At 51.9% G+C, this 15,227-nt stretch carries 15 protein-coding genes and 1 pseudogene; 3 read left to right on the top strand and 13 right to left on the bottom strand.

Translation table 11 applies throughout. From position 1 onward, the window contains the following. Positions 1-46: 46 nt before the first annotated feature. Complete coding sequence (locus EYQ01_10935) at positions 47-265, bottom strand: type II toxin-antitoxin system HicB family antitoxin (protein ID HIE66299.1); 219 nt, start codon at positions 263-265, stop codon at positions 47-49. Between the two features lie 4 nt (positions 266-269). After that, positions 270-518 (bottom strand): type II toxin-antitoxin system HicA family toxin, encoded by a 249-nt coding sequence (locus tag EYQ01_10930; GenBank protein ID HIE66298.1) that lies wholly within the window; start codon positions 516-518, stop codon positions 270-272. A 59-nt stretch (positions 519-577) separates the two neighbouring features. On the opposite strand from EYQ01_10930, the gene EYQ01_10925 reads away from it, so the two are divergent. Next, positions 578-847: a hypothetical protein gene (locus EYQ01_10925; protein ID HIE66297.1), complete on the top strand. Its 270-nt coding sequence runs from the start codon at positions 578-580 to the stop codon at positions 845-847. 99 nt (positions 848-946) lie between these two features. Here the strand turns inward: EYQ01_10925 and rfbD are convergent, their stop codons facing one another. From rfbD to rfbB, 4 genes are all read right to left on the bottom strand, one after another. Continuing rightward, on the bottom strand, positions 947-1,864 hold the full coding sequence (gene rfbD / locus EYQ01_10920) for a dTDP-4-dehydrorhamnose reductase (protein ID HIE66296.1): 918 nt from the start codon (positions 1,862-1,864) through the stop codon (positions 947-949). Then, complete coding sequence (gene rfbC, locus EYQ01_10915) at positions 1,864-2,424, bottom strand: dTDP-4-dehydrorhamnose 3,5-epimerase (protein ID HIE66295.1); 561 nt, start codon at positions 2,422-2,424, stop codon at positions 1,864-1,866. The genes rfbD and rfbC overlap by 1 nt, the downstream gene beginning before the upstream one ends. Next, entirely contained in the window at positions 2,411-3,322 is a 912-nt protein-coding gene (gene rfbA, locus EYQ01_10910; GenBank protein HIE66294.1) for a glucose-1-phosphate thymidylyltransferase RfbA, read from the bottom strand. The genes rfbC and rfbA overlap by 14 nt, the downstream gene beginning before the upstream one ends. Before the next feature lie 176 nt (positions 3,323-3,498). Next, the gene (rfbB, locus tag EYQ01_10905; GenBank protein ID HIE66293.1) at positions 3,499-4,551 is read right to left on the bottom strand and encodes a dTDP-glucose 4,6-dehydratase; all 1,053 of its coding nucleotides are present in this window, start codon (positions 4,549-4,551) and stop codon (positions 3,499-3,501) included. 356 nt (positions 4,552-4,907) lie between these two features. Between rfbB and EYQ01_10900 the strand changes: the two genes are divergently transcribed. Then, the gene (locus EYQ01_10900; protein ID HIE66292.1) at positions 4,908-6,320 is read left to right on the top strand and encodes a mannose-1-phosphate guanylyltransferase/mannose-6-phosphate isomerase; all 1,413 of its coding nucleotides are present in this window, start codon (positions 4,908-4,910) and stop codon (positions 6,318-6,320) included. Positions 6,321-6,406: 86 nt separating this feature from the next. Here EYQ01_10900 and EYQ01_10895 read toward each other — a convergent pair. From EYQ01_10895 to EYQ01_10870, 6 genes and pseudogenes are all read right to left on the bottom strand, one after another. After that, positions 6,407-6,727 (bottom strand): annotated as a pseudogene (locus EYQ01_10895) (oxidoreductase). Positions 6,728-6,752: 25 nt separating this feature from the next. After that, on the bottom strand, positions 6,753-7,364 hold the full coding sequence (locus EYQ01_10890) for an N-acetyltransferase (GenBank protein ID HIE66291.1): 612 nt from the start codon (positions 7,362-7,364) through the stop codon (positions 6,753-6,755). 21 nt (positions 7,365-7,385) lie between these two features. Further along, on the bottom strand, positions 7,386-7,910 hold the full coding sequence (locus EYQ01_10885; GenBank protein HIE66290.1) for a hypothetical protein: 525 nt from the start codon (positions 7,908-7,910) through the stop codon (positions 7,386-7,388). 1 nt (position 7,911) lies between these two features. Beyond that, positions 7,912-8,256: a hypothetical protein gene (locus tag EYQ01_10880; GenBank protein ID HIE66289.1), complete on the bottom strand. Its 345-nt coding sequence runs from the start codon at positions 8,254-8,256 to the stop codon at positions 7,912-7,914. A gap of 114 nt (positions 8,257-8,370) precedes the next feature. Then, positions 8,371-9,561, bottom strand: coding sequence for a lipopolysaccharide biosynthesis protein (locus EYQ01_10875; GenBank protein HIE66288.1), 1,191 nt, complete (start codon positions 9,559-9,561; stop codon positions 8,371-8,373). A gap of 16 nt (positions 9,562-9,577) precedes the next feature. After that, positions 9,578-12,433 carry a hypothetical protein gene (locus EYQ01_10870; protein ID HIE66287.1) on the bottom strand — a complete coding sequence of 952 codons (2,856 nt, stop codon included), beginning with the start codon at positions 12,431-12,433 and terminating at the stop codon, positions 9,578-9,580. Positions 12,434-12,668: 235 nt separating this feature from the next. Here EYQ01_10870 and EYQ01_10865 point away from each other — a divergent pair, with 235 nt between their 5' ends. Further along, a complete protein-coding gene (locus EYQ01_10865; GenBank protein HIE66286.1) occupies positions 12,669-13,103 on the top strand; it encodes a hypothetical protein in 435 nt (144 codons plus the stop codon). A 60-nt stretch (positions 13,104-13,163) separates the two neighbouring features. Here EYQ01_10865 and EYQ01_10860 read toward each other — a convergent pair whose 3' ends face one another. Next, entirely contained in the window at positions 13,164-15,137 is a 1,974-nt protein-coding gene (locus EYQ01_10860) for an ABC transporter ATP-binding protein (protein HIE66285.1), read from the bottom strand. Positions 15,138-15,227 lie beyond the last annotated feature (90 nt).

The raw sequence follows: 15,227 nt of genomic DNA, 5'->3' as shown, positions 1-15,227 counted from the left end.
GTCATGAGTAATCTATGAAGTGTGATAGGTGCTATTTCTTCGATATTCACGCAACCTGATATATGGCCGGACGATAGTGAGGTTTGGGAATTGGTTTCCCTGAACCCTTCGCTGATTTGATCCATTCCTCTTTTGCTTTTAGGACCTCTCGCAACGCCTGCTCTGGAGTATCACCAAAGGCAGAGCAGTGAGTTAAGTCGGGAATATCAGCGATATATCCAGCATCCTCTTCACTATAAAAAACATTGATATGGTAATCTTTCATCTGATTACTCCCCTAGTTTTAAATTATGGCGTTCGATTAGCTTTAGCAACTGTTTCACTTGGTATGGTTTTGCTTTTCCTTTCACATCTTGGAGGTTGATGAGCTCAGGGATAGCAGGATGAATAAATATATGATGGCTTCCGCTGATTCGATCTAACTTAAACCCGACCATCTCTGCACAAGATTTAACCTCTGAGAACCGTATATTCTTCGATTCGGACAATAATTTCTTAAGTAACTTTTTCTTGTTCACTTTATAACTATCGGGATCTCAAAAAACCATATCCCTTTTGCAGGAATCAAGGGGTCAGAGTGCTTGATATAATTCACTATTCCACCGCCTTCCGTGCCTTAAGAGCCACAAGACATTCAGAAGATCTTAATAAAGGCCCCGTCGGGGACCCGCTTCCGAAGCTTATCATGATCGTCCTTGAAAGAGGAGGAAAATGCGGTGAAGGCTGGTGTCCACAAGCGACAGTACTGGATTCCGGCATACGCCGGAATGACGAGGTAAACCAGCGTGTATCCCTCCTTAATATATCGGGGTCAGGCGCTGAACGACCGCCTCCGTTTCTTTCGTAGGTAATGGTACCGATATCGGTACCTTGAGTAAAGGGGAATATGGCTCAAGCCCTCTGATCCCATTTGAAATCCCCCATAAAGGAACAGAGATCGTGCTTGCTATGCGTTTTCAGGCTTCAGCATATGCCTCAGACTCTCCTCCCAATCGGGCAATACCAGGCCGAAGGTCCGCTTCAGCTTGCGGCAGTCCAGTAGGGAAAAGGCCGGGCGTGGGGCACGAGTCGGATAAGCGGAGCTTGGGATAGAAAGGAGGGCCTTCAGTCGAAAATCCGTGGAGCGGGATTGGTTCAGGAGGGCCTCTGCGAAGTGATACCAGGTCGTCTGACCCCCGGCGGTAAGGTGGTAAAGGCCACGGACCTCCTTTAATGATGCCGCCTGATTGAATCGTGTGAGGACCCGGGCAGTCATCTCTGCAATCATACGACTCCAGGTCGGCGCCCCGACCTGATCATTCACAACCTTGATCTCCTCACGCTCCCGCGCCAGACGCAGCATGGTCAGGAGAAAGTTATTTCCCCGCAGGCCGTAGACCCAGCTTGTCCTGAAGATCAGGTAAGACCGGCTTATGGTCTGGACGGCACGCTCTCCGGCAAGCTTCGTCTTGCCATAGACATTGAGTGGATGGGGCGTCATCTCTTCGGTGTAGCCCTCCGGAGGCGCTTGCACTCCCCCGAAGACGTAATCGGTCGAGTAGTGAATTAGCGCGGCGTCGACCCGGTTGGCCTCCTCAGCAAGAAGGCCGGGAAGCGTGCCGTTGATCCGCATGGCCAACTCCGGCTCGTCTTCAGCCTTGTCTACTGCGGTATACGCAGCCGCATTGACAATGAGGGTCGGCTTGATCTCTCTGATCCGCTTTCGAACGGCATCGGTCTGCGTCAAATCAAGATCGGCCCGATCGAGCGCGATGAGATCCCCCAGGGGAGCCAAGGTCCGCTGTAACTCCCATCCCACCTGCCCCTGCTTTCCCAAAAGGAGAATACGGGGGACAATATCCGGGCGCGACGCAATCCGCGCCATCAGGATCCCCTTGAAAATCGAGGAAGGCCCCCATGGTCGATCTTCTCTAAACTGGGTGCAGCGCTGTCTTTTTCAGACAAAATCGGGGTCTCGATTGGCCAGGTGATCCCGATATCCGGATCGTTCCAGAGAAGACACTGTTCAGACCGAGATTTATAGAAAGCAGTACACTTATAGGAAAATAGAGCGGTGGGACTGGTAATACAGAAGCCGTGCGCAAAACCTTCCGGGATGTAGATCTGGCGTGCGTTTTCCCCTGATAGGGTGACGCCGACCCATTGGCCGAAGGTGGGAGAGCCGACGCGAATATCGACGGCAACGTCAAAAACCTCCCCCTGCAGGACGGTGACGAGCTTCCCCTGTGGATCAGGGTTCTGGAAATGGAGTCCCCTCAGGACGCCCTGAGTGGAGAACGAGAGATTGTCCTGGACAAAGTCAGGGAGACCGGCTGCTTTATACCGGTCCTGGTGCCAGGTCTCCAAAAAAAATCCACGGGGATCACGAAAGATCGTCGGTTCGAGGATGATGACTCCGGGGAGCTTGGTTTCAATTCTTTTCATGGGTTCTTTTCATAGATTCATCGGGGGGGCCATCCCCGTTTGCCAGATCAAGGAGATATTGGCCGTAACCATTTTTAAGCATCGGTTTGGCCAGTGATTCCAATTGAGAGGCGTCAATATAGCCCATCCGGTAGGCAATCTCTTCGGGGCAGGCGATGCTGAGCCCCTGACGGGTCTCCATGACTTCGATATAGTGAGCCGCCTGCAGGAGTGATTCATGGGTCCCTGTATCGAGCCAGGCGATGCCCCGCCCAAGCAGCTCCACTTGAAGCTTTCCTTTGGCCAGATACACGCTGTTTAAATCGGTGATCTCCAGCTCACCCCGCGGGGAAGGCTTTAAGCCCTTGGCAATATCGACCACCGTGTTGTCGTAAAAATAGAGTCCTGTCACCGCATAGTTTGATTTGGGATGCTCCGGCTTTTCTTCAATAGCGATCGCCTGCCGGTGTTCATCAAACTGTACCACACCATAGCGCTGCGGGTCGCGGACATAATATCCGAAAACGATGGCCCCCTCTTTCAGGCTCGCGGCCTTCCGGGTCACTTCCGCAAGACCCCTTCCGTAAAATATGTTGTCTCCAAGGATCAGACAGACGGAACGGTCACCGATGTAATCCTCCCCGATCAGGAAGGCCTGCGCCAGTCCGTTGGGCTGAGGCTGCGCGGCATAGGTCAAGGAAAGTCCCCACTGCGATCCATCGCCTAAAAGGGCTTGATATTGAGGTAAATCGTGAGGTGTGGTGATAATCAGAATCTCCCTCAAACCGGCCAACATGAGGGTGGTGAGTGGGTAGTAGATCATCGGCTTGTTGTAAACCGGCAAGAGCTGCTTGCTCACCACCTGAGTCACAGGATAAAGGCGCGTCCCGCTCCCTCCGGCCAGAATAATCCCTTTCATTTCACTCATTTTTTACCCTTCTAATCCATTGTAATGGTTCTGTAACGGTTCAGCTTGCCTGGATAAGGTTTCAGGGCAAGGCGCGAGGCGCACAGAACCGGAACGTATATTTATACGTGAGGATTCGAGCACCACAGCAACGCAACCCTGGAGCCTTAGACGGGTGATCTGGATCGTTACAGAGTGCCCAGGCGTTCCCTTCTATAGCTCCCATCCTGCACCCGGCGGCACCAGGGTCGGTGATCCAAATACCATTGTACTGTTTTTCTCAGTCCGGAGGCAAAGCTCTCCCTTGGTTTCCAGTTCAGCTCCCGAGCAATCTTTGAGGCATCAATGGCGTAGCGCCGGTCATGTCCCGGCCGGTCTTTCACGAACTGAATCAGAGAGGCATGATCCCTCAGCTTGGCATTGGGCACAAGTTCGTCAAGAAGTTGGCAGATCGTTTCGACCACTTCCAGGTTGGTCTTCTCATTATGACCGCCGATGTTGTAGGTTTCTCCCGGCCGGCCCTCCGTCAAAACGAGAACCAGGGCACGGACGTGGTCTTCGACATAAAGCCAATCCCGGACATTTTCTCCCTTTCCGTAGATCGGAAGCGGTTTTTCCTCCAGTGCGTTGAGGATCACCAAGGGAATCAGTTTCTCCGGAAACTGGTAGGGACCGTAATTGTTTGAACAGTTGGTGATGAGAACCGGGAGCCCGTAGGTATGATGCCAGGCGCGGACCAAATGATCTGAAGAGGATTTACTTGCAGAGTAGGGGGAGTTTGGATGATAAGCGGTCTCTTCGGTAAACGCGCCGGTCTCACCGAGGGAGCCAAAGACCTCGTCGGTCGAAACATGGTGAAAACGAAATTGCGCCCGCGCTGGTCCTTCCAGGTCATCCCAGTAACCGCGCGCCGCTTCCAGGAGGGTATAGGTCCCCAGAATATTGGTCTGGATGAATACTGCCGGTCCATCAATCGAGCGGTCGACATGGGACTCTGCCGCAAGGTGCATCACGGTATCCGGACGGTAGTTCTCAAAAAGACCTTTGATTGCCACTGCGTCGCAGATATCAACCTTTTCAAAACGATAACGTGAGTCCTCTTCTACATCAATCAGAGACTCCAGGTTGCCGGCATAGGTCAGTTTATCCACATTGAGCAGGCTGTGCTCTGTCTCCTGTATGAGATATCGAATCAGGGCGGAACCGATAAATCCGGCACCCCCGGTAACAAGAATCTTCATGGACACCCTGAGAGTCTGTGTGAGTCACTGGGGTCAGGTCTTGAAATATGGAAATCTTTCACTATGATTATTCTCTTTTGCAGGGCTCTTTTGGCTCCAGGCTTGCCTCCCGGAAGCCGCCGGGCACACCACCTCATGTTTTAGCTTGGATTATACTACTGAAATCGGCCTGCTGAGTAAAGGAGAAAACCCGGATCAGCCCTTTATTCCACCCTAATTTGCTTGGCCTTTGACCCGCCTTAATTCCGAAATTGCGGAATTAGAAACCTGCTTTTGAATAGCTTTTTGAAGAAGATCAGAGTAATATCTGCTGAAACTTTTACTACTATAAGTAGTTATCAAACAAGGGGGAATGGATGTTCGGTGTGATTTTAGCGGGAGGAAGCGGAACGCGGTTTTGGCCCTTGAGCCGTGAGGAATTCCCGAAACAGCTCCTCAAAATATTTGGCCATCAAACCCTCATCCAGGCCACCTTCTCCCGCGTGTCAGATCTGATTCCTCCTGAACGTCTTTACATCATCACCAACGCCCAACAAGCCGAACAAATCCGCCTGCAATTGTCCTCGCTAACCACCAAACCTCTCTTCATCCTGGAGCCGGCCGCCAGGAACACGGCGGCAGCAGTGGGTCTCGCAGCGATGATGCTCCGGAAGAAACACCAGGACGGGACGATGGTTGTCTTCTCCGCCGATCATTATATCCGGGACAATGCCGCCTTTCTTCACTCCCTTCACCTGGCGGAGAAGATCGCAGAGGAGGGTCACCTGGTTACCCTGGGCGCAAAACCGACACGGCCCGAAACGGCCTATGGTTATATTCAGGAAGGAGAGTCCCTGAATGGCTATCCTCCCGCTGCGGCCGTACGGAGGTTTATTGAGAAACCGGATCGGAAAACGGCCGAGCGGTATTGCGCGAGTGGAGATACCCTCTGGAATACCGGCATTTTTGCCTGGAAGATCTCAACGATTCTGGAAGAAATCAAGCGTTTCCTGCCGGAATTGGCAGAAGGACTCGAGCAAATCGAGCCGGATATCGGAACGGAGAAGGAGGCGGAAACCCTTCAACGCGTTTATACGCACTTGCCCTCCATTTCAATTGATTTTGGCGTCCTTGAAAAATCAGACCGGATGGCGGTGATTCCAACCGACATGGGATGGGACGATGTCGGCTCGTGGAATGCCCTTGACCAGGTCCTTCCAAAAAATGCCGATGGGAATATCATCACCGGCAATGTCGTCAATGTCGGGAGTGAACAATGTGTCATCTATGGAGGCAAGCGCCTGGTTGCCGTGGTCGGCTTGAAAGATGTCGTCGTCGCCGATACCGAGGATGCAACTCTGGTTTGCGCCAAGGAGAAGGCTCAGGACGTTCGGAAAGTTGTTCAAATTTTAAAAGATCGGGACAACGGTGATGAACACCGCGTCCACCGGACCGTGATCCGCGCCTGGGGGACTTATACCGTATTGGAAGAGGGGAAGGGATTCAAAATCAAACGGCTCGTTGTCAACCCAGGGGCGAAGCTCTCCCTTCAGATGCATCGAAAACGAAGTGAACATTGGGTGGTGGTGTCCGGGACGGCCCGGGTGACCTGTGGCGAAAGCGTCTTTACAATTCAGACGAATCAGAGTTCTTTTGTCCCGATGGGGGTCAAGCATCGGCTGGAGAACCCCACCGACGAACCGCTACAACTGATTGAGGTACAGTGCGGAACCTACCTTGGGGAGGACGACATTACCCGTTACGAAGATGTTTACGGAAGAATCAAGTAGTCTTTATTCTCCTGATTCCGAGATTGCAGAATCAGAAACTGCCGATTCTCCTGGCACGCATAGCGAGCGCAGGCCCCGACCTCCCTGGGGTTTAGCACCAGAGGCTTCTCACAAATGGCATCGGCGCCATTTTTCAGTGCAAAGCGTATGTGTGAATCATGCAGGTAATTCGGGGAGGCTATGCTGACGTAGTCAATATGGCTTCCTTTCCGCTTTAATAAATCAATATGGCGATCAAATCGCTCGAACTCTGTAAAAAAATCCGCCTCAGAAAAATAGCGGTCAAGAATCCCGACCGAATCATTTTTATCCAGGGCCGCGACAAGATTATTCCCTGTTTCTTTGATCGCTTTCATATGGCGAGGCGCAATGTAGCCCGCGGCACCAATCAAGGCAAAATCTTTCATACCATTTTCCTTCTGACGATCCATTTCATAAAGGTTCTAGACGATTGCCTTCCTTCCGGTAGGAAAGACCACATTCACTACATTTGGAGGTTTTTCCCATCATTTTCAGCTTCACTCCGCAACGGCAGAACCAAGCGGAGAAACGGGCCGGATTCCCGACCACCAGCGCATAGTCGGGCACGTCTTTTGTGACAACGGCTCCCGCGCCGATGAAGGCATAGGCACCAAGGGTAATTCCACAGAGAATGGTACAGTTGGCCCCGATTGTTGCGCCCCGCTTAACAAGCGTCGATTTCAAAACATTCATTCGGGGGATCTCGCTGCGGGGGTTGAAAACATTTGTGAAAACAACGGACGGACCACAGAAAACATGGTCTTCCAAAGTGACCCCTTCATAGACGGAGACGTTGTTCTGGATCTTGACGTTATTTCCGACAACGGCCTTGGGACCAATGACGACGTTTTGTCCGATCTTGCAGTTTTCCCCAATGCAGGAGCCTTTCAGGACATGGGAAACATGCCAGATCTTTGTCCCTTTTCCGATTTGAACCCCATCATCAATAAATGCAGATTCGTGGGCAAAATAAGCGGGAGAATCTTTTTGTGAGCCTGGGGTCAAATCCTCATGCTTGACCATGCTTCTCCTCTTGATTCCGTATTACGATTTACCTTTTTCCATTTTTTTAACTTTTTCCAGAAAAATATCCACATTTTTTTTGAAGAGGAACAGCATGGTGTCTTTTATAGAAGACTGAGTCGCCGCCTCTGCGGAGAGGGAAATTTCTCCAGGTTTGATTTGATATTTTTTAACCACAAAAAGAGCATCTTCAATATCCTCTTCGGTGAAACGGCGCAGTTTAGCGATCACAAAATCTTTTGGATCCAGGACCCGGACCTCCAGTTGGGCAGACTGGTGGATCTTCATGGCCCTGTCCTGATAACCTGGCGGCATTGCGATCACCGACCATCCAGAGATGTTCTCACTCAGATCTGAAGGAATGTTCCTAGCCTTCAGAAAACAAAAGAGTGCTTCAAGATCCCCCTCTATCTCGGCATCAATGTCAATTGTACTCCGCCCTTTCATGCCGTAATAATGCAAGGCCAAACCGCCTAACAATGTGACCTTCAGCGATTTATGTTCCTCTGAGGTATATTGTTTCAGAAGTTCAATGACAGATTTCAGATCAACTTGCGACAAAATTTAGGGCCTCCACAAGTTTTCTGTATTCTTTTTCATCAATCTTTCCCGGCCTGGCTTCTAAGGAGGAAGCCCCAATACGGCTTTCCACCATGGTCTTAAAATGGCCATACCAGATACACGCCTTTTCGTGGGCAGCCTGAACTTCTGGGCGTCCAAGATATACTTTCCAGGAGAAATCCCGGTTCAGGAGAATTTCGATCCAGAGCAATTTAAGGCTGGAGGGGTGTCTTAACACTTCCTCCAGCGTCTGATCACCTGTATAAAAAGGGATCACACGGAGCCGCTTTTCCGGGCCGGAAGAGGGGAGGAATTTACTTGTGGTTTTCATCGGGCAAGACCTGAGAGATCAAACAATTTGAGAAGGCCGTCAAAGAATATGTAACAAATATAAGATGTATTATCAAGGGTTAAGGACCGAGAGGGATCTCTTCCTTCATGACGGTCACGTATTCTCGGTCAGAGAGGCCTTTTCGATATATTCCAGGAAGAAGACCAGAAAGATCCCAAAGAAGGCGGCGGTGAAGGTGGAAAGCAGAACAATAAGCGTCCGCTTTGGCTTGGTCTTTTTCTCGGGGACTTTGGCCACATCCAGGACCTGGACTGTGGGTGTATCTTTGGCCTCCTGAATCCGGGCCATCTCATACTGCTGGGTCAGGAGTTCAAAGAGGGCCTGCTGGATCTTGGCATCCCGGACCAGCCTGGCGTACTGCAGACCGAGGTCGGGGAAGCGGGCGGTCGGGATAAAGATGCTCCCTGAAGATCTCTTCCCATCTTTCTTCCCTTCCTCCAGCTCTCTTAAACCTTTCCTCAACTCCTTGACTTCTGTCCTTAATATTTCGACCTGAGGATTTTGCGGGGTGGCAAAGGAGAGGAGGGTCTGCAATTCGATCTCCTTTGCCATTAGGAGCCCTTTGATGTTCCCGATCGCCCCGATGATGGCCGTGGACTGTGCATCGAGTTTGACCGCCCCATTTTCCTCCTGAAAGGTCTTGAGGGCCTCTTCACTCACTACCAGCGTTTCCTTTGCCTCATCAAGCCGTTTTTCGACAAAGGTCCGCATCCGTCCCCCCGAGGTCATCACGATGTTCTTATTGAACTTATCAAGCTCGGCCACAAAGGCGTTGGCCAATTCCGCCGAACGGGTGGGGTCTTTGTCTTGCACCGTAATCGAGACAATCCCTTCCTTCGTTTTTTTTACGTTCAGGGCATTTCCAAGCTGCTCTCCGGCCGCCTGGTCTGTTTCGGCCTCGTAGACTTCTTTGAGATTTAGTTGCATCACGATGGCATCCCGAATTGTCCAGCTCTTCAATATCCCGACCCAGAGATCGGCGGGAGACTTGATTCCAAGAAAACCGGAAGCCATCCCACCCATTCCGCCTGGAAGCCGTGAGGCCAAGAGGGCCGATCCGGACCCATTGTCCTGGGGGGGGAGGAGGGTGGTCGTTGAGGCATAGATCTTGGGAAGAAGCAGGCTGATGATGACGGAGGCAGTCGCGGCAGTCCCGATGATGAGGGCAAGCAGCCCCTTCCGCTTTATCAAGACTCGCCAGTAGTCAAGCAGGTTTATTTCATCTTCGTCAATGTAAGATGTCGGACCTGAGGCCTCCGGAATATTCTGATCACTATCGGGCATAAGAACGGCTCATTTCTTAGAGTGCAACAATGAGGATGCCGGCCGTTGTGGCGATCTGGAACAGGATTTGAGTGAGCTCTTTTACCTCTCTGAGCCAGGAAATTCGTTCCAATTTTTCCGGGACGACGATCGTATCCCCCGGGTCGAGGCTTGAGGACATGATCCCGCCCCCCCACCAAGATTCGCCCTGCCGCCTTGAAATGGCCGAGCCATCGATTTTGAGAATGTAGAGGGCATCTTCTTCGGCATGCTCTGTCATCCCCCCGGCTTTTTTCAGATAGTCCGAGACATCTTCTTCGACATCAAAAATAAAGGCGGTCTGGTTATAAACCGAACCGATAACCTGAATTTGCTGGGGCTTTTCCGGGATGGCGAGCCGGTCGCCCTCTTCCAGTATGAGGTCGGAGGGGCTGCCCTTGAAGTTTTCGAGGGTCTCCAGGTGGATGGCGATTCGCCCCTTCGCCTTTGCCGCCCGCATCTTAGCGATCAGGGCCTGCCGCTGACCCGTCGCGGCCTTTTCCTGAAGGAGAACATCGGGTGACAGGGCTGCTTCAATCGTATTGGCCGATTGGGAAAGAAGCTGATGCTCAAGCCGGTCTATCGCTTCATCGAGTTGTCTTTGCTGGAGTTGACGGACTGATTCCCGTGTAAAAAAGGCCCCTTTGAGATAGGCCCTTTCGGTAAAGCCTCCGGCCCGCGCGATGAGGGCAGAGAGTGCTTCTCCCTTTTTGCTTGTGTAGGTTCCGGGAAAGCGGACTTCCCCGCCGATGTGAACGGTTCTGTAGAGCTCCCATTCCGGAATGGTCTGTACGGAAAAGTGGTCGTCTGTCTGAAGCGTGATGTTGTGTTCAGGATCCCCCCCTATCGCTCTCTCCAAATTGATTTCGAAGCGCTCCACCTTCGGCCCCTCCGAAGTTGGAGCAATCCGGGTCAGTTCCGCCAATTCAAGCGATGCAAAATATTTCACACCCTCTGCAAGGTTGACCAGATCGATAACCCGCATCTTTTCGGCCCAGGCAAAGCTTCCCGGACTGTTCACGGCCCCAACGATGTGGACCTTTTTCTCCTGAGCAAGCTCCCAGATGTCAAAGATCTGAACCCTGTCCATCGGGGAAAGAAAGAGGTCGGCCTCTGCATCCTGCTCAATGACCGCCCGTCTGAAATCAAAGCTGAGCTTCTCCTCATGAAAATCAGGAGGCATGCGGCGCGTGATGATCCCCTCACCCAGATACGAATCCGGATGCTCAGACCGCTTTAAACCGCCGGCCAATTTCAAAAGATCTGAAAGTTTCATGTTGGGCCGATGCTCGAATCTTCCCGGCTTGTTTACGGCACCGGATATATGGACGTTCTCTTTGGTCAGGAGATCCCACCGGTTAAAGACCACTATCGTATCAAATGGTGAGAGTAGGATATTTTCACTTTCATCTCCGTCGAGAAGGAGCTTTCCCAGGCCGATCGAGAGATATTCCTTGTGGTAATCAGGCGGCACCATTCTTTCCACCAAAGCAAAGTCCAGAAAGGTGTCGGGCAAAAAATCGTCCGTGCTGTGAATCAGATCTTTTATCCGTATTCCAGGCTTCCATTGATAGGTCCCCGGGCGGACCAGGTTTCCGATCAAGTCCACCTGGTTTGTCACCGACTGATTAATAGAGAAGACTTTTACAATGTCCCCATCTTTTAAGGGGATCTTTCCCCCTTCTTCCAGTTGCCTGAAATCAATATCGAGGATCTTTTTTGCCTGGTTTTCAAAGACTCTCTCCATCTGCACCTGCTGAAGATAACCGGTCGCATTAATTCCTCCGGCCAGACCAATCAGGTCCTGGAGCCCTGTTTCTCCTTTCAACTCATAGATGGCGGGGGCCTTCACATTTCCGGCAAGCCCGACCCGGGGCCCAACGGTCGGGATGAAGATGACATCCTCGGGCATCAGACGAATGTCGTTCTCCTTGCCTCCCTTCAGTAGGAAATCGTAGAGGTCGAAGTGGGTGATCGTCTTTCCCTTTCTCTTCACCTGGATGTCCCGCATCGTCCCGATCTTGCTCGGACCGCCGGCAGAGAAGAGGGCATTAATCAGTGTGGAGAAAGAAGAGAGGGTGTAGCTCCCGGGTCGCTCGGCCTTTCCGACAATGAAAACCCGGATGGAGCGGAGTTGCCCCATGCTGATGTTGATCTTGACTTCGGTCGGTTTATAGTATCGACCAAACTCCTCTCGGATAAATTCCTTTGCCTCTGAAAAAGTCAGTCCTGCCAGGTGGATGGTTCCAACCTGGGGAAGGTCGACCTTTCCGTCTCGATCCAGGAAGAAGATATGGTTTGCATTCAGCTTTCCCCAGATATTCATCCGGAGTTCGTCTCCGGGACCGAGAAGATAATCCGGACCCACAGGAACCATGTCGGCCGGGGCAAAGGTCGTCGGGGGGTTCTCAAAAAGATCATAGCCAAACTGTCTAATATTCAAAGAGATGGCCTGGGTCTTCTTCCCCTGAATATAGGACTCGAAGGGAGAGAGCCCTCTCTCCGGCGACGACGGACCCCCCTCGGCTGTTTCTGCCTTCTCTTCAGCCTGGGTTGAGTCTGGCCGGATTTCTGCCGATTTTTTTTCCTCGTTCCTTCCTGTCGGTGCAAGGGGCTGGGCAAAGGGAGAAGATGTCTCGCCTTGTTTCTGCTGTAATATCTCCTTTCCCCTTTGTAACTGTTTCGGGGTCAGTGACCTGGGCGAGGCAGGGGGAAGTGAATTAATCGAGAATCCCTTATCCTGGGCCGTGGCGGCTCCGGGGGATAAAATTATTCCCAGGAGGAAAGTAACGCTTAGGGCAAAGAAAAGGGGATAGTGATTCTTAGGAGAAGGCGGAGCACAATGCATCTTCAAATTATATATACTCCAGTTTTATCACAAAATTCTATCAGTAAAATGCCGGGTTTCATTATAGATTACCAATGAGGTTTGTCAATAAGAAACATTAAAATGCGGTGTTGAAAAGGCCGTGATGGGTGTTTGGAGATGGGTGAATAGGGTCTATCAATATTGACACATCCGGGGCATGATGCTAGAGTTCCGCTTACTGATAACCCGCCTTATCCACCCTACGAAAGAAGGAGGAACGATGCGTATTTACTTCACTCTAGCCTTGGCGGCAGTTGCCTTTCTCATCTTGCCCGGAAACCTCTTCGCCAGCTCTGCAAAGCATGTCAAAATCGCAAAAGAACATTGCAATGCGATGGTCGCGTCAGGGGAAGACAGCCTTGCACATGGGGAGAAGGGGCATGCCGGAAAAGCCATAAAACACCTGAAGAAGATGATCCACGAGGCCGAGGAATGCATCAATCACGGGCAGGGTGGGATCAAGGCCTCTGACGCCAGCAAGGCCACCAGAACACATGGCCCTGAAGCGATGGAAAATGTGGCAGAAGCCATTGCACATGCCCGAAGCGCGCTAAAACATGGCATGAAAGACCACCTCGACCTCATGATAGATCACACAAAAGATGCACTGGCCTATGCCTATGAAGGAAACAACCATGCCAGCGAAATGAACTAGGGAAGGGTTCAGATTGCCTTCTGAAACATGACTTAAAGACCCCTCTCCATTAAGTCTGTTTTAAGCTTGAGAAAGTGCTTCGTCCTCCAGCGAGAGGGTTTCCCACTCGGTCGTCTTTTCCTTGATCTCGTCTTTTAGGCGGTTGTGCCGCGACATGATTTCGTGAAAGCGCTTTTTGTCCTGGTAGATCTCTGCGTCTGACAGGAGGGCGACGCATTCTTCATACTCGCGGGTTTTAAGGTCGAGGGCCTCTTCAAGCGCCTCGATCTTTTTCTTCAGGTTCCGGCGGCGCTTATAGGATCGGTTGCGCTGTTCGGCCTCCCGCCGCCGCCGTTCTCTCCCCTCCTGACGATCCGAACTCTCTTTCGTCCCCTCTGAGCCATTTACTCGATCGGCCCCGTTTTCACCGGAGATACCAGACTGTGAGGTTGCCATCGCTTCCTTTTTAAAAAGATAGTAATTGTAGTCACCGGAATAGAAGGTCACCTGTCCCTGATCCACTTCGATAATGCTGTCGGCCACCTGGCGGATGAGATGACGGTCGTGGGTGATGAAGCAGAGCGTGCCGGTGTATGCGATCAAAGCCTTTTCGAGAACATCTCTTGAGGGGATATCGAGGTGGTTGGTCGGCTCATCGAGAAGAATAAAGTTTGCCGGGTGAATCAACATTTTCGCCAGAGCGAGCCGGCTCTTCTCTCCTCCGCTCAAGATTGAGACCTTTTTGAAGACATCATCCCCCATGAAAAGAAAGGCTCCGAGGATTCCGCGGAGAAAAGAGGGCGCCCCTTCCGGCGCGGCAGATTGAATCTCCTCTAGTATGGTCCAGTCCGGATTGAGGGTCTCAAGCTGATGTTGGCTGTAGTAAGAGTGGGTGATTCCTTCACCCAGAAAGCGCTTCCCCTGATCGATCGGGAGGATGCCGGCAAGGATCTTGATGAGTGTCGATTTACCGGCGCCGTTCGGTCCGACCAGGGCCGTCTTGCTCCCACGCCGCAACAACAGGTTGAGTTTTTGATAAACACGTAGGGTCCCGTAGGACTGACCCACATCCTCCAGCGTGATCACCGCGGCCCCTCCCCGTGCCGGCTGGGGGAAATTGAACCGGACCTGCTTCGCCTCCTGAACCGGGGCGATACGTTCGATCTTTGCAAGTTGTTTGATGCGGCTCTGAGCCTGGCGCGCCTTGGTCGCCTTGTATCGAAAACGGTCCACGAACTTTTGCGTCTGCGCAATCTTCTTCTGCTGGTTCTTGTAGGTCGATACCTGAATCGCCAGGGATTCCGCCTTGGCCTTGAGGTAGCGGTCGTAATTTCCTGCATAGGTCAACAGTTTTCCCTGCGCGATTTCGATGACCCGATTGGTCAAGCCGTTGATGAAAGAACGGTCGTGTGAAATCAAGAGGATCGAACCGGGGTAGTTTCTGAGGAAGCCTTCGAGCCAGATCACGGACGCGAGATCGAGATGGTTGGTGGGTTCGTCCAAGAGGAGGATGTCGGGCAGTGAAAGGAGGATCTTCGCGAGGGCGACCCGCATGAGCTGCCCACCGCTGAGTTGGTCCGTCCGCCCGCCAAAACGCGCTTCCTGAAAGCCCAGCCCCGAGAGAACCTGCTTTGCCCGATGTTCAAGCGCATAGCCGCCCTTTGCTTCAAAATGAGATTGCAGTTCAGCATAGTGGAGACCGAGACGCCCTTTCTCTTCCGGATCGCTTGTCTGGTGGATCTTTCGATCAACCTGCTTCATCTCGGTTTCAATCTCATGGAGGATCTCACATCCGGAGAGGACCTCTTCAAGGATGCTGCGGCCTCTCAGTTGAATTACCTCCTGCCGAAGGTAGCCGACCACGGTCTCTTTTGAGATGACGATTTCCCCTGCATCGGGCCGCATATGCCCGCCGATCATCTCGAGCAAGGTTGTCTTGCCTGTCCCATTGGCCCCGACCAGGGCGATACGGTCCCCTTGCGAAATCTGGAGCGTCGCCTCAGAAAATAGCGCCCGCGTTCCAAAACGTTTTGCAATTTTCAGTAGAGAAATCATGCTACGATTTTATTTTTTAACATAAACGGTGGAAATCCGTAATGGTTCAGGTTGCCTCGTTTTTCTTCAGGGTAAGGCGCGAGGCGCGCA

This window comes from Candidatus Manganitrophaceae bacterium (genome assembly GCA_012960925.1).
Taxonomy (GTDB): domain Bacteria; phylum Nitrospirota; class Nitrospiria; order SBBL01; family JAADHI01; genus DUAG01.
Note: the sequence above shows the minus strand (reverse complement) of the source record. Positions and strands in the feature narration are given on the sequence as shown.